The sequence below is a fragment of the Devosia sediminis genome (assembly GCF_016411825.1).
Taxonomy (GTDB): domain Bacteria; phylum Pseudomonadota; class Alphaproteobacteria; order Rhizobiales; family Devosiaceae; genus Devosia; species Devosia sediminis.
On record NZ_JAEKMH010000001.1, the window covers coordinates 1,142,340 to 1,158,338 of the forward strand.

Annotated in this window: 19 protein-coding genes; 10 read left to right on the forward strand and 9 right to left on the reverse strand. The window is 63.4% G+C overall.

Annotation, left to right across the window (positions count from 1 at the left end; translation table 11 throughout):
* Positions 1 to 42 precede the first annotated feature (42 nt).
* Both JEQ47_RS05995 and JEQ47_RS06000 read left to right on the forward strand, forming a co-directional pair.
* The gene (locus JEQ47_RS05995; protein WP_328768303.1) at positions 43 to 675 is read left to right on the forward strand and encodes a VWA domain-containing protein; all 633 of its coding nucleotides are present in this window, start codon (positions 43 to 45) and stop codon (positions 673 to 675) included.
* Positions 672 to 1,373 (forward strand): DnaJ domain-containing protein, encoded by a 702-nt coding sequence (locus tag JEQ47_RS06000; protein WP_198875447.1) that lies wholly within the window; start codon positions 672 to 674, stop codon positions 1,371 to 1,373. The genes JEQ47_RS05995 and JEQ47_RS06000 overlap by 4 nt, the downstream gene beginning before the upstream one ends.
* Before the next feature lie 8 nt (positions 1,374 to 1,381).
* Here the strand turns inward: JEQ47_RS06000 and JEQ47_RS06005 are convergent, their stop codons facing one another.
* Positions 1,382 to 1,792 carry a VOC family protein gene (locus tag JEQ47_RS06005; RefSeq protein ID WP_198875448.1) on the reverse strand — a complete coding sequence of 137 codons (411 nt, stop codon included), beginning with the start codon at positions 1,790 to 1,792 and terminating at the stop codon, positions 1,382 to 1,384.
* Between the two features lie 71 nt (positions 1,793 to 1,863).
* On the opposite strand from JEQ47_RS06005, the gene JEQ47_RS06010 reads away from it, so the two are divergent.
* Both JEQ47_RS06010 and JEQ47_RS06015 read left to right on the forward strand, forming a co-directional pair.
* Positions 1,864 to 2,238 carry a GFA family protein gene (locus JEQ47_RS06010; protein WP_198875449.1) on the forward strand — a complete coding sequence of 125 codons (375 nt, stop codon included), beginning with the start codon at positions 1,864 to 1,866 and terminating at the stop codon, positions 2,236 to 2,238.
* 503 nt (positions 2,239 to 2,741) lie between these two features.
* The gene (locus JEQ47_RS06015) at positions 2,742 to 4,184 is read left to right on the forward strand and encodes an SNIPE associated domain-containing protein (protein WP_198875450.1); all 1,443 of its coding nucleotides are present in this window, start codon (positions 2,742 to 2,744) and stop codon (positions 4,182 to 4,184) included.
* 324 nt (positions 4,185 to 4,508) lie between these two features.
* Here the strand turns inward: JEQ47_RS06015 and JEQ47_RS06020 are convergent, their stop codons facing one another.
* Both JEQ47_RS06020 and JEQ47_RS06025 read right to left on the reverse strand, forming a co-directional pair.
* Positions 4,509 to 5,693, reverse strand: coding sequence for an MFS transporter (locus JEQ47_RS06020; RefSeq protein WP_198875451.1), 1,185 nt, complete (start codon positions 5,691 to 5,693; stop codon positions 4,509 to 4,511).
* Positions 5,690 to 6,649 (reverse strand): phosphotransferase family protein, encoded by a 960-nt coding sequence (locus JEQ47_RS06025; RefSeq protein WP_198875452.1) that lies wholly within the window; start codon positions 6,647 to 6,649, stop codon positions 5,690 to 5,692. The genes JEQ47_RS06020 and JEQ47_RS06025 overlap by 4 nt, the downstream gene beginning before the upstream one ends.
* A 159-nt stretch (positions 6,650 to 6,808) precedes the next feature.
* Between JEQ47_RS06025 and JEQ47_RS06030 the strand changes: the two genes are divergently transcribed.
* The 4 genes from JEQ47_RS06030 (at position 6,809) to JEQ47_RS06045 (ending at position 9,008) form a co-directional block, all read left to right on the forward strand.
* Entirely contained in the window at positions 6,809 to 7,195 is a 387-nt protein-coding gene (locus JEQ47_RS06030) for an NADH:ubiquinone oxidoreductase subunit NDUFA12 (protein WP_198875740.1), read from the forward strand.
* 10 nt (positions 7,196 to 7,205) lie between these two features.
* Complete coding sequence (locus JEQ47_RS06035) at positions 7,206 to 7,628, forward strand: DUF2155 domain-containing protein (protein WP_407931771.1); 423 nt, start codon at positions 7,206 to 7,208, stop codon at positions 7,626 to 7,628.
* An 82-nt stretch (positions 7,629 to 7,710) separates the two neighbouring features.
* Positions 7,711 to 8,496 (forward strand): SDR family NAD(P)-dependent oxidoreductase, encoded by a 786-nt coding sequence (locus tag JEQ47_RS06040; RefSeq protein WP_198875453.1) that lies wholly within the window; start codon positions 7,711 to 7,713, stop codon positions 8,494 to 8,496.
* A 14-nt stretch (positions 8,497 to 8,510) separates the two neighbouring features.
* Positions 8,511 to 9,008 carry a GyrI-like domain-containing protein gene (locus JEQ47_RS06045; protein WP_198875454.1) on the forward strand — a complete coding sequence of 166 codons (498 nt, stop codon included), beginning with the start codon at positions 8,511 to 8,513 and terminating at the stop codon, positions 9,006 to 9,008.
* A gap of 154 nt (positions 9,009 to 9,162) precedes the next feature.
* Here the strand turns inward: JEQ47_RS06045 and JEQ47_RS06050 are convergent, their stop codons facing one another.
* From JEQ47_RS06050 to JEQ47_RS06075, 6 genes are all read right to left on the reverse strand, one after another.
* Complete coding sequence (locus tag JEQ47_RS06050) at positions 9,163 to 9,939, reverse strand: APH(3') family aminoglycoside O-phosphotransferase (protein WP_198875455.1); 777 nt, start codon at positions 9,937 to 9,939, stop codon at positions 9,163 to 9,165.
* Positions 9,936 to 10,568: a leucyl/phenylalanyl-tRNA--protein transferase gene (gene aat / locus JEQ47_RS06055; protein ID WP_198875456.1), complete on the reverse strand. Its 633-nt coding sequence runs from the start codon at positions 10,566 to 10,568 to the stop codon at positions 9,936 to 9,938. The genes JEQ47_RS06050 and aat overlap by 4 nt, the downstream gene beginning before the upstream one ends.
* Positions 10,569 to 10,720: 152 nt before the next feature.
* A complete protein-coding gene (gene accC, locus JEQ47_RS06060) occupies positions 10,721 to 12,067 on the reverse strand; it encodes an acetyl-CoA carboxylase biotin carboxylase subunit (protein WP_198875457.1) in 1,347 nt (448 codons plus the stop codon).
* A gap of 10 nt (positions 12,068 to 12,077) precedes the next feature.
* Positions 12,078 to 12,575, reverse strand: a complete 498-nt coding sequence (accB, locus tag JEQ47_RS06065; protein WP_198875458.1) for an acetyl-CoA carboxylase biotin carboxyl carrier protein — start codon at positions 12,573 to 12,575, stop codon at positions 12,078 to 12,080.
* Positions 12,576 to 12,608: 33 nt separating this feature from the next.
* On the reverse strand, positions 12,609 to 13,046 hold the full coding sequence (gene aroQ / locus JEQ47_RS06070) for a type II 3-dehydroquinate dehydratase (protein WP_198875459.1): 438 nt from the start codon (positions 13,044 to 13,046) through the stop codon (positions 12,609 to 12,611).
* A 94-nt stretch (positions 13,047 to 13,140) separates the two neighbouring features.
* Positions 13,141 to 14,013, reverse strand: a complete 873-nt coding sequence (locus JEQ47_RS06075; RefSeq protein ID WP_198875460.1) for a DsbA family protein — start codon at positions 14,011 to 14,013, stop codon at positions 13,141 to 13,143.
* Between the two features lie 149 nt (positions 14,014 to 14,162).
* Between JEQ47_RS06075 and JEQ47_RS06080 the strand changes: the two genes are divergently transcribed.
* Both JEQ47_RS06080 and JEQ47_RS06085 read left to right on the forward strand, forming a co-directional pair.
* A complete protein-coding gene (locus JEQ47_RS06080) occupies positions 14,163 to 15,338 on the forward strand; it encodes a pyridoxal phosphate-dependent aminotransferase (protein ID WP_198875461.1) in 1,176 nt (391 codons plus the stop codon).
* The gene (locus JEQ47_RS06085) at positions 15,339 to 15,839 is read left to right on the forward strand and encodes a GNAT family N-acetyltransferase (RefSeq protein WP_198875462.1); all 501 of its coding nucleotides are present in this window, start codon (positions 15,339 to 15,341) and stop codon (positions 15,837 to 15,839) included.
* Positions 15,840 to 15,999 lie beyond the last annotated feature (160 nt).

A 15,999-nucleotide genomic window follows, 5' to 3' on the forward strand; every position in this document is an offset into this window, starting at 1 on the left:
GCGGGAAAGGTCCGCAGCGACGTCGCGGACTTTGTACGAAAGGTGGGCCAGTTGGCGCGGCCCAATGCCGGCGAGGACGGACGCCTGCTGTTTGCCATGGACGCGACGATGAGCCGGCAGCCCACCTGGGACATGGCCGTGTCGTTGCAGGCGGGCATGTTCGAGGCGATCCCCAAGGACGCGGCGCTGCAGGTGCAGCTCATCTATTTCCGTGGTCTTGGCGAATGCCGGGCTTCGAAATGGGTGGTGGATGCCAAGGCGCTGGGCCGGATGATGAGCACGATTGCCTGCCAGGGCGGCAATACGCAGATCGGGCGGGTGCTCAACCATGCGCGGGATGAGCACAGGCAGCGCCGCATCCATGCATTGGTCTATGTGGGCGACGCCATCGAGGAGAATGTCGACGCGCTCTGCGCAAAGGCGGGCGAACTGGGGCTGATGGGCCTGCCGCTCTTCGTGTTCCAGGAGGGGCGCGACCCACGTGTCGAAGCCGCGTTCAAGGAGTTTGCGCGTCTTTCCAAGGGCGCCTATGCCCGGTTCAACAGTGGCGCGCCGCAGCAACTGGCGGACCTGCTCAAGGCCGTGGCGGCCTATGCCAGCGGCGGTCGGGCCCAACTCAAGCTACAGCCGAGCGGCGCGGCGCGGGCCCTGCTGACGCAGATCGAGGGACGATGAGCTGGATTTTTCTCGGCGCGCTGGGGCTGATGGGCGTGCTCTGGCTGGTCTTCGCGCTGCGCAACATGGACCGGCGGCTGCTGATGCGCGGCCTGCGCTGGATCGTGGGTGGCGGCGCGGCCGTCATTGCGGTGGCAGCTTTGCTGCTGCGGCGCATCGACATTGCTATGATCGTCGGCGCCGTGGCCGCTTCTGTGTTGCTGCGCGGCCGGTTGGGGCAGTTTTCATTCGACAGCGTTGGCGGCGCGCCAGCCAATGTCTCCAAGGTGCAGAGCCGGTTCCTGGCCATGGAGCTCGATCATGATACGGGCGAACTCAGCGGGCGGGTGCTCGATGGGCAGTTTGCCGGCTGGGACCTGATGGACCTCGGCGAGGGCGAAACGCGGGCGCTGATCGAGGAGATCGGCCACGATGCGGAGAGCGTCAACCTGCTGGAGAGCTGGCTCGACACCAACAGGGCCGGCTGGCGCGAATATTTCGCCGAGCAGGAGGCGGGCGGTGCGAGCGCTGGCAGCGGGTCAGGCCGTGACCCGGTGGCAGAGGCCTATGCCGTGCTCGGCCTCAAGCCTGGAGCGAGCCACGAGGAGATCAAGGCGGCGCATCGCGAGCTGATGAAGGGCGTGCACCCCGATCGGGGCGGCTCGGAATTTCTGGCCGCCAAGATCAACGAGGCGCGCGACCTCTTATTGGGGCGGTGACGCCGGCTTCAGTGCACGCCGATATTGATCATCCAGCGGGTGCCGAACTTGTCGATCAGCATGCCGAACGTGTCGCCCCAGGGCGCCTTGACCAGCGGCTCAATGATGGTTGCGCCCTCGGTGAGCCCATTCCAGTATCCAGTGAGCAGCGCTTCCTCGTCGCCGCTCAATGACACGGTGATGTTGCTGGCGTCGGCCAACTCCATGGTTTTGGGGGTGTCCGAGGCCATGATCGTCATGCCATTGGGGATGTTGATCTGGCCGTGCATGACGAGGTCGTTTTCGGACGGGTCACGCGCGGCGCCATTGTCGCCGAAGGACATGATCTGCAGGTCGCCACCGAAGATGCCGTGATAGAAGCTCAGGGCGTCGCGGGCTTCGGTGCGAAAGCCGATATAGGGATTGAGGCGTGCGGTCATGGGGGTTGCTCCCTTTGGTTGCCGGCGCGGCCAGTTTACGCTCAGCGCGTGACAGTTGATAGGAGGCGCGAATGGCTGATGTGAGCGGCGGATGCCTGTGCGGCAAGGTGCGGCTGGTGGCCGAGGGCGAGCCGCTGCGGGTGGGCATCTGCCATTGCATGGATTGCCGCAAGCACCACGGCGCGCTGTTCTTCGCTGCGGCGATCTTTCCGCGGGACGCGGTGCGGATCGAGGGCGAGGTGCGCGACTTTCGCGGGCGCTGCTTCTGCCCCGAATGCGGCTCGTCGGTCTTTGCCGTCAGTGGCGACGAAATCGAGGTGCATCTGGGCGCGCTCGATGCACCGGACCAGTTCGTTCCGGGTTACGAATGCTGGACGCTGCGGCGCGAGGCGTTTTTGCCGGAATTCGTGGGGCTGACGCACTATGAGCGGGACCGAGAGGCGTGAGAGGCTGACGGTTCGGCCCCGTTGGCAAGGGCGTGCGGAAGCGCCGCCGGGATTGTCTCCCTGCGGATGGCGCTCGACCTTTGCCGGTGTTGCGGCATGGGGCGAAGTTCACTTCGGTGCCGGTCGTCCGGCGGAAGATAGAGGTGAAGCAAGCTTCGCCCCATGCTGACGGAGACTCTTCGGGAAGGACCGTCCGTGGCTTAATCCCGTGCCAAACGCTGGAGCCTCGCTCCGGACCGGGGGATCAGATCGATCCCGGATCATCCTTGTCCGAAGGATCACGGGCGACCCCGCAATCATCCGACATCCCCACACCGACCGTTCGTCGCGACCGCGCAGCTTGTGCGGAGATGGGTGGGAGAATGGGGGAGGATTTGGGGGCGGGGATGAGATTTTCGAGCGCGTCGCTCCGGCGAGCTTTTGAGATGCTTGCTCACAACCAGGACAAATCCTGTCGACACATTGCGTCCGGCAAGTAAACTCTCCTTTGGGGGGAGTGGGCGATGACTGAAAATCAATGGATATTAGTGGCGAGCCTCAGTTGCATTGTGCTGGCCTTTGCCATTCTGATGTACGTGATCATCCGGGATCGCGCCCAGGCTCGGCGAGCAATAGAGACCGAAACCAAGAAGCGAATCGCGGTGGAGCGGCGCTTCTCGGTTGTCGTTGACGCCGACGCCGAAGCGCAGAAGATCATTGACCTAGCTAACCAACGGGCACAAGCACGGGAGGAGAAAGCCGCATCGGAAGTCGCTTCTGCGACCGCTCAGACGGAAGCATTGGCCGCCACTCTGTCCGAGCTTCAGCGATCATACTCTGAAAAGAAGACTATCTTTGACAGGCTCGCTAAGGAGGTAGCGATCTTTGACGACCGATTGGCGTTTGCGGAAATGGGGGTCTACGAACCCCATTTTGATTTTGATACGAGTGAAGAGTTCAAGGTCGCGATCAATCGTGTGCGGGATCATCAGAAGCTGATGGTATCCGGAAAGACCGCAGCGGTATGCCACATCCCTTGGACAGTGGATGGCAGTATTGCAAAAGGTCGAACGATGACCGAGCGCAATATCAGGCTAACTCTCCGGGCATTTAATGGGGAATGTGATGCTGCCATCGCCAACGTGCGGTGGAACAATGCGAACGCCATGGAAAAGCGCATAGAGAACGCTCGTACGCAGATCGACAAGCACAATGCATCGAACCATGTTGCAATTACCGAGCCCTACTTCCGGCTGAAGCTAGAGGAGCTTCGCCTGACACATGAGTTGCGCGAAAAGGTCAAGCAGGAGCGGGAGGAGAGAGCGGAAGACGCGAGGGCAGCCCGAGAAGAACAGAAGCTTTTGAGGGAAATGGAGCGCGCTGAAGAAGAGGAGGCGCGCTACCAGCGACTGTTGCAGAAGGCCCGCCAAGAGGCTGCTAGTGTGGATGGTCCTAAGTTGGAGGCGTACTCCCAGCAAATTGCAATACTGGAGCGGGACCTTGCCGAGGCCCATGCGAAGGCCGAGCGTGCGCGGGCCATGGCCGAGATGACGAAGACGGGGTACGTCTATGTCATTTCTAATATTGGTTCTTTCGGCCCTGATTTCGTGAAGATTGGCCTAACTCGGCGACTTGAGCCAGCCGATCGGATACGTGAACTTGGCGACGCCAGCGTGCCGTTCCTCTTCGACACTCACGCTATGATTTATAGCGACGAGGCGCCGGCGCTGGAACGAGCGTTGCACAACACGTTTGCGGCTAGGCGCGTCAACGCCACAAACTTCCGCAAGGAGTTTTTTCGGGTGTCCATTGATGAGGTGGAAGCTGCGGTTAAGCAACTTGCTCCGGGGGCGGCTTTCTTTAAAGACGTCGAGGCGCAAGAGTATCGAGAGACAATGGCGATCCGAAATGCCAATTTGGTGCAGCAGCAATTGATCGATGAGCTATCGTTTCCGTCGGCTATATAGCCAGAATCCACTTCTCTACGTTGGCGCCTAATACGGGTTTTCGTACTTTGGTGTTGCCAATAATGCTGACATACGGCGATCAACTACATCCAATCGTCGTTCCAAGTGTTGCTCTCTGAACAAGTGCCATCCCTTCTTGCGAGCTTATGCCCGAAGCGCGTCAAAGAGGGGACGGGCTGATTGGGACGGGCTGAGGGCAGTGGGGGCCTGTCGATCTTCAGGGCTCCAACGCCGCGCATGGCGGTGACGGCAGCGCTTCTCGCTGACGTGGGTAGCGGGGGGTCTACTGATGGCACCAACCTGAGGCTTCCATGGATGGGTTATCTAATCGATCGCCCGCAGCCCGCGTCTTTGCCCGCGGTACACCCAGATGGCCATAGGCAGCATGACGAGGCCGGCCCAGCCGTAGGCGGGGAGGATGCCGATGCGGTCGGCGAGGAGGCCGAAGGCGAGGGTGCCCAGGATGCCCGAGACGTTTTCGGCCATGACCAAAGCCGATGTGGTGGTGGCGCGACTGCGGCCTTCCATGACGCGGTGGAAGCGCGCTTCGGCTAGGACGCTGACCGGGGCCATAACCACATAGGCGGCGCAGAGCAGCAGCACGAACCAGGGCGTGGTGCCGAGGGACGAAGCCACCAGGAGGGCGCCACCGAGCAGCGGCAGCAGCCAGGCGAGCCACGGCCGGCCGGCGAGGCGATGGGCAAAGATGCTGGATACGGCGAAGACGAATTCGACGCCTGCGCCGGTGAGGCCCCAGGCCCAGACGGGCAGGGACACCGCAAGGTAGTAGAGCTGGTCGAACTCCTCGATCAGCTCGAAGACCACGAGGCCGACGGCGATATAGGTGGTGACGAAGCGCAGGTCGGCGTGGTGGCAGAACTCGTTGGCGGCGTCGACGAAGTGGGACAGGTAGCCGGAAGGGGTTTCCTCCGGCTCCTCTGCTGCCTTGATCCGCCTGACGTCGCGGAGGCCGAGGGCCAGCAGCGCAGCGAGGACCAGCGGCGGGATGGAGAGCCATAGACCCCAATCAAAACTGAACCAGGCGACGAAGCCGCCCAGGAGCGTGCCGCAGCCGATGCCCAGTTCCTCGGCGGCATTGTCGCGGCCGAGGACCTTGTCGAAATCCTCGCTGCGACCCTCATGCGCCATCCGCTCATAGAGCAGGGATTCGCGGGAGCCCGATTGCAGCGCCTGGGCGAGGCTCCAGAACAGGAAGCCGGCGGCGTAGAGCCAGAAATTGCCGGCTGCGACGGTCCAGAACAGGAAGGTCAGGCATTTGAACAGGGGCGCGGCGACCAAGAGCCAGCGCCGGTCGAAGTGATCGGACAGGGCGCCGGACGGCATTTCCAGCACGATGGCGGCGGCTGACCAGAGGGCGAACAGGAGGCCGATCTCGGTGATCGAGAGACCCTGGAGCTCGAACAGTGCCGTATAGAAGGCATAGGCGAGAATGAAATCGAAGAGGAAGACATAGGCGTAGTAGAGCCCGAGGAAACGGCGGAGGCTCACGGCGCCGCGTCCAGGACCCGGGTGAGCAGCGCCGCGAGGCGGTTGCGCGTGGCCGGGTCAGAGGGCGCGGAATTGCCGTTGAAGACCATGCCATGCTCGGACATGAAGTTGAGAAGGAATTCAGCCACGTAGAAGGAAAACACGCCATCCTGCGGCAAGTGCATCCGGGCGAGCCACGGTTCGATGTAGTCGGCCGGGCCACCAAAGGCGAGGAGGGCAGCCCTGGTCAGGGCGGCGGCATAGCGCGGGTCGCCGAAGCAGAGGTCGTCCACATCGACAATGCCGGAAAATCGGCCTGTGTCGGCGACGATGACATTCTTGGTGGTGGTGTCGTGGAGGAAGGGCGTCGCGGCGATGGCGTCGAGCGCCGGGCGGTGGTGCTCGAAACGCGCGATGACGGGGGCGGCAATGCTGGGCGGAAAGAGACCGTTGGCGGCGATGCGGCGCGTGGACCGGTCGATGCCGGCCGCGATGACGTCGCCCCAGGTCCGGTGGGGTGCTGCCTCAGGGCGCGCCGCAAAGCCGAATGTCTGGCCGGGGCCCAGACGGGCCGTGGCCAGTTGTGCGTCGGCAACGGACTGGGCGATGGCGGTCCGTTGTGGCGCGGTCAGGCTCATCATGACATGGCCGAGATCGGTACCTTCGAGGCGGGTCATAATGACATAGGGCAGGTCAGCATCGGTGCCGTCGGCGAGGATGGCGGGCAGGGGGACGCCCAGCGGCGTGAGGCGGCGCCAGAGGGCGAGGCCTTCGGCCATGGACCCGGCCTGGTTGGGCAGGCCGATGCGCACGACCACGTTGTCCGGCCCGTGAAGCACGTCATAGACGTAAAAGGCCATCCCCGTCGTGAAGCGGCGCGCCTCTGCCGTGTTCCAGCCGAAGCGCTCGCGGACGATGGCCAGCACGGTGGCCTCGGTCGGAATTGCGGGGGTTGCGGTGGACTTCGGGCCGGACATGGGCGCATCTGAACCCAGGCCCGCGACGTTGTCGAGAAGGCGCCATCAGGGCGCCCACTTTTCCCGATCATGCTCTAGGCTCACCTGCCTTCGCGTGCTAAACCGCCAAGGCAAATCGACCGCCTATCAATTCGGAATCGTCCCGTGGCCAAATCCGGTATCAAGCAGTTCCTGACCGAAATCTTCGCCTGGTGGGGCGGCAATACCTGGGGCACGCGCCTCTGGATCCGCCGCTTCGGCGACTATGTCGGCTCGGACGAGTTCGGCAACCGCTATTACCAGGACCGCAAGGCCAATCGCCGCTACGTGACCTATGCCGGTGGCTATGCCGATGCCTCGGCGATTCCGCCGGGCTGGCACGGCTGGATGCACCACCGGTCCGACGTGGTACCGGCCAATGCCAAGTATGAACCGCGCGCCTGGGAAAAGCCGCACCAGCCGAACCTGACCGGTACGGCCGCGGCGTACCGTCCCGACGGGAGCCTGCTCAACAAGGGCGAGCGTCCGCGCGTCACCGGCGACTACCAGGCCTGGTCGCCCGAATAAGGGACCGGTCTTGCAAAATACCTGCAAAACCATTCTGCGGCCGCTGCTGACAGCGGCCGTTTTGACCTTGCCCGTGATGGCGCCCGTGCAGGCACAGCCCATGGCCAATCCGGTTGCGACGTTTGCCGGGCTCGACAAGATTACCGGGCGCATTACCCGCTTCGACGTCTATATCGACGAGACCGTGCTGTTCGGCGCGCTCGAACTGACGCCGCGCGCCTGCTACGACCGGCCGAGCAGCGATACGCTGCAGCGCACCTCGGCCTTTCTCGAGGTCGATCAGCGCAGCCTCGACGGGACAACCGAGCGCATCTTTACCGGCTGGATGTTTGCCGACAGCCCGGCGCTCAATGCGGTCGACCACGCCGTCTATGACGTGTGGCTGATCGAGTGCAAAACCTCCACCAACGTGCCGCCGCCAGACCAGCGCTGATTTTTTTCTCCTGAGCGTGTTCAATCCGCCGGCCCTCCTTCGTCGAGAGGGAAAGGCGTGGTGGCGCGCAGGGGAGGACAGCATGTTGCTCAAGGACAAGGTGGCCGTGGTCTATGGGGGTAGCGGCGCGGTGGGAAGCACGGTCGCGCGGGCCTTTGCGCGGGAAGGGGCCATCGTGCACCTGGCAGCCCGCCGGCTGGAACCGCTCGAGGCCGTGGCGCGCTCCATCCGGGAAAGCGGCGGAACCGCCTATGCCGCCAAGGCCGATGCCTTGAGCCCGGATTCGGTCTCGGCGCATCTGGAGCAGGTGGTCAGCCAGAGCGGCCCGGTGAAGATCGCCTTCAGCGCCATCGACTGGGGCGACTCGCAGGGCAGGAGCCTCGTCGACCACAATTTCGAAACGTTCATGAGACCGGTGCAGAACGGGCTCAAATCCTGGTTCAACGTTGGGACAGCCTCGGCCCGGCATATGGGCGAGAATGGCGGCGGGGTCATTCTCGGCTACACGGCAAATGCCGCGCGGCAGGCTTATGGGAATATGGGCGGCTTTGGTGTTGCCTCCGCCGCCGTCGAACACTTCCTCCGGCATCTGGCGGTCGAGAACGGACCCAAGGGCGTCCGCTGCTGCTGGGTGCGCTCGCCGGGGTCGCCGGATACGCCGGGGATCAAGGAAGTGTGGACCATTCACGCCAAGGAGCGCGGCATGACATTCGAGGAGATGCATGCCGAATTCGCCAAGGATACGCCGTTGCGGCACATCGCATCGCTGCGTCAATGCGCCGATGCCGCGGTGCTGCTCGCCAGCGACCTGGCGTCGAGCATGACCGCGACGCTGGCCAATACGACCGGCGGCGGACAAGTCGACTGAACGAGGAGGACAAGATGCTGACACTGCCCAAGACCGAGAAGCGCAAGGCGCAGCCCTATATCTACGTGCCGTTCACCGTGACCATGCGGCAGATGCAGAAGCCGGCGCGGGAGGGCTTCCCGCTGGTTTTCGCGCATCTGGAAAAGCATGGACTCAAACCGGTGGGCGCGGCCTTCTACAACTATCGCCGGATCAACATGTCGGAGACCCTCGATGTCGAGGCGGGCATCGCGGTCGAGAAGCTCGGGCCCGAAGAGGGCAAGGTGAAGAACGGCACCTTGCCCGCAGGAAAATTCATCGGCCTGAGCTGGACCGGGCATCCGGACAAGCTGATCACCGTGACCGGCATGCTGATCGGCTGGGTGCGGCAGTCCGGGCAGCAGCTCGACGTGGATGAAAAAGCCGATGGCGATCACTTCGCTTGCCGGCTGGAAATCTACGACACCGATCCGGAGGAAGAGCCGGATATGGAAAAGTGGGTGACGACGCTGGCGTTCAAGCTGCGGGAGTGAGGGTAGGCGCGATCTGCTCGCATGCTCTGCGCTGCCCTCGGGCTTGACCCGAGGGCCTTTCGTCACCGGCACAATCCCAGCGATGTGCGCCTTGAAACTGGCCCTCGGGTCAAGCCCGAGGGCGGCTCGGTGGCGGTGATGGGCCAAGGCGCCTTCAGAACATCTCGTCCAGGGCGCAATAGTAGCTATACCTGGCCTCGTCCCATTCGGCGCCGTAGCGGGCCAGGAATGGGGCTACGTGTTCGCGGCCGATATTGTATTCGATACTGCGACAGGCCAGAGCCAGGTCCTGCCAGACATCGGCAAGGCCCAGGCGGCCGCAATCGACGAGACCAGAAAAGCGGCCATCCAGCGCCAGGACATTGGGCGTGGAGGCGTCGCCATGGGTGACGATGCGCTGACCCTCGGCCGGGCGGTTGGCATGCAGCCAGTCGAGCACCTGGCGACCAGTCCACCCCGATCGTTCGTCGTCGAAGTCGGTTTCGTCGACCATACCAGCAACGAGCCGCGCTTCTGCGGCGGCGAGCCGGGCATCGAGGCTGTGGTCGAACGGACAATTGGCGGTGTCCAGCGCGTGGATGCGCTTGAGACCTTGGACATAGGCGCGGATGACGGTGTCGGGCTCGTCCCCATAATGGGTCAGGTCCTCGCCGGGCACGGCGCTCATCAGCAGCCAGACACGGTCGGCCGACTGCTCGGTGTCGATGACGCGCGGCGCCTTGAAGCCCATGCGGGTGAGCCAGTTGAGACGCTCGATCTCGCCGGGCAGTTCGGCCAGCGGGTGTATAGGCTCGGACTTGAGGAATACGGAATTGCCTTCGCTGAGCACGATGCGCCAGATGGCGGCGCCGGATTCACCGATGCTGACCGGCGTCCAGTCGAGATCGCGCAGCGGCGAGAAGCTTTCGGGCAGGATTTCGGGCTTGATCATTTGCGGTCCCAGGCGTGCCAGTCAGCGTCCTGCGCCGTGGCGCGGACGAGGCGATCTTCGTAATCGGCACGGGTAATTTCGATACCACCGAGCGAAGCGAGGTGTTCGGTGAGGAATTGGGTGTCGAGCAATTCGAAGCCGCCCGCATTAAGCCGGTCGACCAAATGGGCCATGGCCATTTTCGACGCGTCGGTGCGGCGGTGGAACATGGACTCGCCAAAGAAGGCGGCGCCGATGGCAAGACCATAGAGCCCGCCGATCAGGTCGTCGCCGTCCCAGACTTCCACGGTGTGTGCCACACCGCGGGCAAAGAGCTCACCATAGACCGATCGGATCGTGGCGTTGATCCAGGTCGTGTCTCGGTCCTCGCCGACCGTCGCGCACCCTTCGATGACGCCATCCCAGTCGGTGTCGACGCGAATGTCCCAGCCGGATTTGCGCATGGTTTTGCGCAGGCTCTTGCTGGCGTGAAAGCCATCGAGCGGAATGATGCCGCGCATGTCAGGGCTGACCCAGAAGATGTCGGTATCCGTCGCGTCCTCGGCCATCGGAAAAATGCCGGCGCGATAGGCACGCACGATCAGCTCGGGCGTCAATTCGATGGCAAAGGGATCGGTGCGGCGGGCCATGGGTCTAATCTAGTGGCAACTGGGCCGAAACCAACCCCCACCCGGCCTCCCCCTGACGAAGGGGGAGGGGCGCATCGGGTTTGCCTCGATGCCTTCGTACCTCACCGGACGGCTCCTCCCCCTTCTTCAGGGGGAGGTTGGGTGGGGGTGGCTTACGCCTTGTTGTTGGCGAGGAAATTTTCCAGCCAGTGGATGTCGTAATTGCCGTTGAGAATGTCCGGCTGCTTGAGCAGGCGCTGGAACAGCGGCAGCGTGGTCTTGACGCCATCGATGACGAATTCGTCCACGGCGCGGCTGAGGCGCTTCAGACACTCTTCGCGGGTGCGGCCATAGACGATCAGCTTGCCGATCAACGAGTCGTAGTAAGGCGGGATCTTGTAGCCCTGATAGACCGCCGAATCGACGCGGATGCCGACGCCGCCGGCGGGGTGGTAGAAGGTGATGGTGCCGGGCGAGGGCGCAAAGGTCTGCGGATCCTCGGCATTGATGCGCACTTCGATGGCATGGCCATAGAACTGCACCTGGTCCTGCGTCATCGACAGCTTTTCGCCCGAAGCGACCTTGATCTGCTCATAGACGATGTCGATGCCGGTGATGCGCTCGGTCACCGGATGCTCCACTTGAAGGCGGGTGTTCATTTCGATGAAATAGAACTCGCCGTTTTCGTAGAGGAATTCGATCGTGCCGGCGCCGGAATATTTCAGCTTGCGCATGGCGGCGGCGCAGATTTCGCCGATCTTGTCGCGTTCCTGCGGGGAAATGGTCGGACCACCGGCCTCTTCCCATACCTTCTGGTGCCGGCGCTGCAGCGAGCAATCGCGCACGCCGAGATGCACGGCATTGCCCTGGCCATCGCCGAGCACCTGCACCTCGATGTGGCGCGGCTTACCGAGATACTTTTCCATATAGACGGAATCATTGCCGAAGGCGGCCTTGGCTTCGGTACGGGCCGTGGACCAGGCTTCGAGCAGGTCCCTTTCGGTCTTGGCGACCTTCATGCCACGGCCACCGCCGCCAGCAGTCGCCTTGATCAGCACCGGATAGCCGATGGATGCGGCGGTCTTCTTGGCGTCTTCCTCGGTCTCGACGGCGCCAGCAGAGCCGGGGACGACGGGAATGCCCAATTCGACGGCCGTCTTCTTGGCCGTGATCTTGTCGCCCATGATCTCGATATGGTGCGCCGAGGGGCCGATGAAGGTGACGTTGTGTTCCGTCAGGATCTTGGCGAAGCGGGCGTTTTCCGAAAGGAAGCCATAGCCCGGATGCACGGCGTCAGCGCCGGTGATCTCGCAGGCCGCCATGATCGAGGGGATGTTGAGATAGCTGTCGCGCGCGGCATTGGGGCCGATGCAGACACTTTCGTCGGCGAGGCGGACATGCATGGCATTGGCGTCGGCCGTGGAATGCACGGCCACTGTTGCGATGCCCATTTCCTTGCACGCACGCAGGATGCGCAGGGCAATTTCGCCGCGGTTGGCGATGAGAACCTTCTGGAACATGGTCGCCCCCTTACTCGATGACGACGAGCGGCTCGCCATATTCGACCGGCTGGGCGTCGTCCACGAGAATGCGGGTGACGGTGCCGGAGCGGTGCGCGGGGATCTGGTTCATGGTCTTCATCGCCTCGATGATGAGGACGGTCTGACCTTCGGTCACCTTGGTGCCGACATCAGCGAAAGCCGGCTTGCCCGGCTCAGGGGAGCGGTAGGCGGTGCCGACCATGGGAGAGGTCAGGGTGCCGGGATTGGAGGCAAGATCCTCGGCCTTGGCGGGCGCAGCGGCAGGAACCGAACCGGCCGGTGCGCTCGGGGCAGCAGCGGGAGCAGGTGCCGGAGCGGCCATATACTGCATGGGAGCGGGCGCATAGGCCGGCGCCTCGACGGGGTAGGAACGCGTGACGCGGACCCGCAGGTCGTCCTGCTCGATTTCGATCTCGGCAAGGTTTTCCTTGTTGAGCAGTTCGGCGATGGCGCGGATCAGGTCCTGATCCACTGATGACTTGGTCATTCTGTCGGTCTCCCGGCTTCTCGCGTCGAAGCGTTATTTGAGTTTTTCGGCCATGGCCACGAGGGCCAGCTTATATCCAAGCGAGCCGAAGCCGCAAATGACGCCGAATGCGACCGACGACACATAGGAATGGTGCCGGAACGCTTCACGCTGGTGGATATTGGTGAGGTGGACTTCGGCCACGGGCAGGCTCACGGCCCTGAGGGCATCGTGGATGGCGACCGAGGTGTGGGAATAGGCAGCCGGATTGATCAGGATGCCATCGGCGGTCTTGCGGGCATCCTGGATCCAGGTGACCAGCTCGCCTTCATGGTTGGACTGGCGGAAATCGAGGCTGAGCCCCAGTTCGTCCGCCGCCGCCTTGCACAGGTTCTCGACATCCTTGAGGGTTTCCGACCCATAAGTGCCCGGCTCGCGCGTGCCGAGCAGGTTGAGGTTCGGGCCATTGAGGACGAGAACGCGTTTGGTCATGATCCAAGCCTTGTGCACCGGCGCTTTTGACCGGCGCAAGGGCGGTTACACGAAATGCACTAAAAAGCAAACAAGGCAGAAGCAAGCCCTGGCATCAGCTGCACTGGCTCTGGCCGCAGGCGCGCATGTCGGCGATGCGGGCGCGCAGTTCGTCGACGCCGATGGCACCAGGAATGATTTCGTTACCGATGATGTAGGTCGGGGTGCCGGTAATGCCCAGCGCCTGGGCGATTTCGTAGGAGCCCTGAATGGTCTGGGCGACCGTGGGGTCGTTCATCTGGGCTTCCAGTTCGGCGGGCGAAAGACCAAGCGACTGGGCGGCGGCAAGGGCCACGTCCTTGTCGACCTTGCCCCGGCTGGTGAACAGCGCCTGATGGAAATCCCAGTAGTCGGCGTCGCTGGCGCCGACGAGCACGCCGACGCGGGCGGCGTCGATGGATTCGTTGGAGAGGATGGGGAATTCCTTGAGGACGACCTTGAGGTTCGGATCCTCGGCGAGCAGCGCTGCCATGTCGGGCAGGGCCGCACGGCAATAGCCGCAATTGTAGTCGAAGAATTCCACCAGGGTCACATCGCCATCGGGATTGCCCAGAATAATCTGGTCGGGCGCGTTGAAGATGCGGTCCTTGAATTCGGCCATGGCCGTTTCGGTGCGGGCCGTTTCCTCCTGCCGCAGGGTCACTTCGAGCGCCGAGGACACGCGCTGGAGCACTTTGGGGTCGCTGAGCAGGTATTGCTCGATCATGGGATTGAGCACGGCCGGATCGATGGCAGCGGTTTCGACAGGAGCGGGGCTGACCGAAGCACTGACGGCAGCGAGAGCGGCTTGTTCCGAAAGGACCTGCTCGACAATGGCGCGGACTGCGACAGCGTCGGTCTGGGGCTCCGGCTGGTTGAGCAGGGAATATCCCAGGGCGCCGGCAAGCAGGCCGGCAGTGGCGGCCAGGACGATGGAAAGGCGATTCATGAGGCGCTCCAGGCGAGTCAGTGCGAACTTTCTAGCAGACCGCGCCAGAAACACGCAGTGCGTTGTCGTGTGCGGAATGTCAGCGCCATCAATTGTGGTTGAGAAGCGGGGCGGAAGCGCGCTAGTCGGAAAGCCAGGCCGGAGGCAACATGACCGACAATTCGAGCGCGCTTTCCAACCGATGGACCGATGGCATCAGGCCATTCCTCGCCATGGACATCCTCAAGCGGGCGCGCGAACTGGAGGGCGAGGGGCGCAGCGTCGCGCATCTGGAACTCGGCGAGCCGGGTGCGGCGCCGGCGCCACGCGTGCTGGAGGCAGTGGCCAGGGCCCTGCCGGAGCCGCAGGGTTATACAAATGCCAAGGGTCTCACGAGCCTGAGACAGGGCCTGGCCTCCTATTATGAACGACAGCACGGCGTCAGCGTCGACCCGGACCTGATCATGGCGACGATGGGGTCGTCCTCGGGCTTCATCCTGGCCTTTCACGCGGCATTCAAGCCGGGCGCACGCATCGCGGTGACGCGGCCCGGATATCCGGCCTATCTCAATACGCTCGCCGGACTGGGATTCAATCCAGTGGAAATTCCGGTCTCGGCCGGCAATGGCTGGCGCCTGACGGGCGCCGATATCGAGCAGGCGTTCTGGAAGATGCCGTTCGACGGTCTGCTGTTTGCCAGCCCGGCCAATCCGACCGGCGCGTCGCTGAATCGCGCCGGGCTGCAGGACGTCGTGGCCACTTGCAAGCGGCTGGGGATCCAGCTCATTTCCGACGAAATCTATCACGGGCTCGACTATTCGGGACCTTCGGTGAGCGCGCTGGAACTGACGCGCGATGCGATCGTCATCAACAGTTTTTCCAAATATTACTGCATGACCGGCTGGCGCATCGGCTGGATGGTGCTGCCAGAAAGCCTGATCCGGCGGGCCGAAATCCTGCAGCAGAACCTCTTCATTTCGGCGCCGACGCTGAGCCAGATCGGTGCCACCGTGGCGTTGGGCGAGCGTGACTATGCCGAAGAGCAGAAGGCGGCCTATGCGCGCAACCGGACGCTGCTTGGCCAGGGCCTGCGCGAACTTGGCTTCGACCTGCCTGATGATGGCGACGGGGCATTCTACGCCTATGCGGGGATCGGCAGGTTTTCCAATGACGCGCTGGATTTCTGCCTCACCATGCTCGACAGGGCCGGGGTGGCCGCGACGCCGGGCGTGGATTTCGACCGCATCGACGGCAATGGCTTCGTACGGTTCAGCTATGCCGGGACGGAACGTTCGATGGAGCAGGCGCTGGAGCGAATGCGCATGTTCCTGAAAGCGGGTGGATAGATGAGCAGCATTCCGACGCTGCAGACGGAGCGGCTGGTGCTGCGGGCGCCTGTCATGGCCGATTATCCGGCCTATGCCGATTTCATGGCCTCGGAACGATCGCGGATGATGGGCGGCCCGCACCTGCGTTGGGCGGCCTGGGGGATGTTCTGCAGCGACGTTGCCATGTGGGAACTCTATGGCCACGGGGCGCTGATGATCGATCTGCGGGAAACCGGGGAGTGTGTCGGGCAGGTGGGCATCAATCACGGACCGATGTTCCCGGAAAAGGAACTGGGCTGGATGCTCTACGAGGGTTTCGAGGGCAGGGGTTTTGCGACGGAAGCCGGCCGGGCGTTGCAGGACTGGGCGTTCGAGACGCTGAGGCTGGAAACGCTGGTGAGCTATTTCGATCCGGCCAACGAGAAGTCCATGGCTGTGTCGGCGCGGCTGGGTGGCGTGCGCGACCACAGCGCGACGCCGCAGGATGAGGGGGACGTGGTGTTCCGGTATTTTGCCTAGCTTAAGAACCCCCACCCTTGGTCCCTCCCCACAAGGGGGAGGGAGACGATGAACACTGGCGACCGATGCCTGCGCCTCCCTCCCCTCAATGGGGAGGGAAGGAGGGTGGGGTGGCCCTTCTGAATTTGTGACATGAAAAAGGGCGACCCGAGGGCCGCCC

Bases quoted from the DNA above. Each gene is read 5' to 3' on its own strand.
- aroQ (WP_198875459.1), bottom strand. From the start codon at position 13,046: ATGACCAAACGCGTTCTCGTCCTCAATGGCCCGAACCTCAACCTGCTC.
- JEQ47_RS06015 (WP_198875450.1), top strand. From the start codon at position 2,742: ATGACTGAAAATCAATGGATATTAGTGGCGAGCCTCAGTTGCATTGTG.
- JEQ47_RS06050 (WP_198875455.1), bottom strand. From the start codon at position 9,939: ATGATCAAGCCCGAAATCCTGCCCGAAAGCTTCTCGCCGCTGCGCGAT.
- aat (WP_198875456.1), bottom strand. From the start codon at position 10,568: ATGGCCCGCCGCACCGATCCCTTTGCCATCGAATTGACGCCCGAGCTG.
- JEQ47_RS06080 (WP_198875461.1), top strand. From the start codon at position 14,163: ATGACCGACAATTCGAGCGCGCTTTCCAACCGATGGACCGATGGCATC.
- JEQ47_RS06045 (WP_198875454.1), top strand. From the start codon at position 8,511: ATGCTGACACTGCCCAAGACCGAGAAGCGCAAGGCGCAGCCCTATATC.
- JEQ47_RS06010 (WP_198875449.1), top strand. From the start codon at position 1,864: ATGGCTGATGTGAGCGGCGGATGCCTGTGCGGCAAGGTGCGGCTGGTG.
- accC (WP_198875457.1), bottom strand. From the start codon at position 12,067: ATGTTCCAGAAGGTTCTCATCGCCAACCGCGGCGAAATTGCCCTGCGC.
- JEQ47_RS06005 (WP_198875448.1), bottom strand. From the start codon at position 1,792: ATGACCGCACGCCTCAATCCCTATATCGGCTTTCGCACCGAAGCCCGC.
- JEQ47_RS06025 (WP_198875452.1), bottom strand. From the start codon at position 6,649: ATGTCCGGCCCGAAGTCCACCGCAACCCCCGCAATTCCGACCGAGGCC.
- accB (WP_198875458.1), bottom strand. From the start codon at position 12,575: ATGACCAAGTCATCAGTGGATCAGGACCTGATCCGCGCCATCGCCGAA.
- JEQ47_RS06085 (WP_198875462.1), top strand. From the start codon at position 15,339: ATGAGCAGCATTCCGACGCTGCAGACGGAGCGGCTGGTGCTGCGGGCG.
- JEQ47_RS06075 (WP_198875460.1), bottom strand. From the start codon at position 14,013: ATGAATCGCCTTTCCATCGTCCTGGCCGCCACTGCCGGCCTGCTTGCC.
- JEQ47_RS06000 (WP_198875447.1), top strand. From the start codon at position 672: ATGAGCTGGATTTTTCTCGGCGCGCTGGGGCTGATGGGCGTGCTCTGG.
- JEQ47_RS06040 (WP_198875453.1), top strand. From the start codon at position 7,711: ATGTTGCTCAAGGACAAGGTGGCCGTGGTCTATGGGGGTAGCGGCGCG.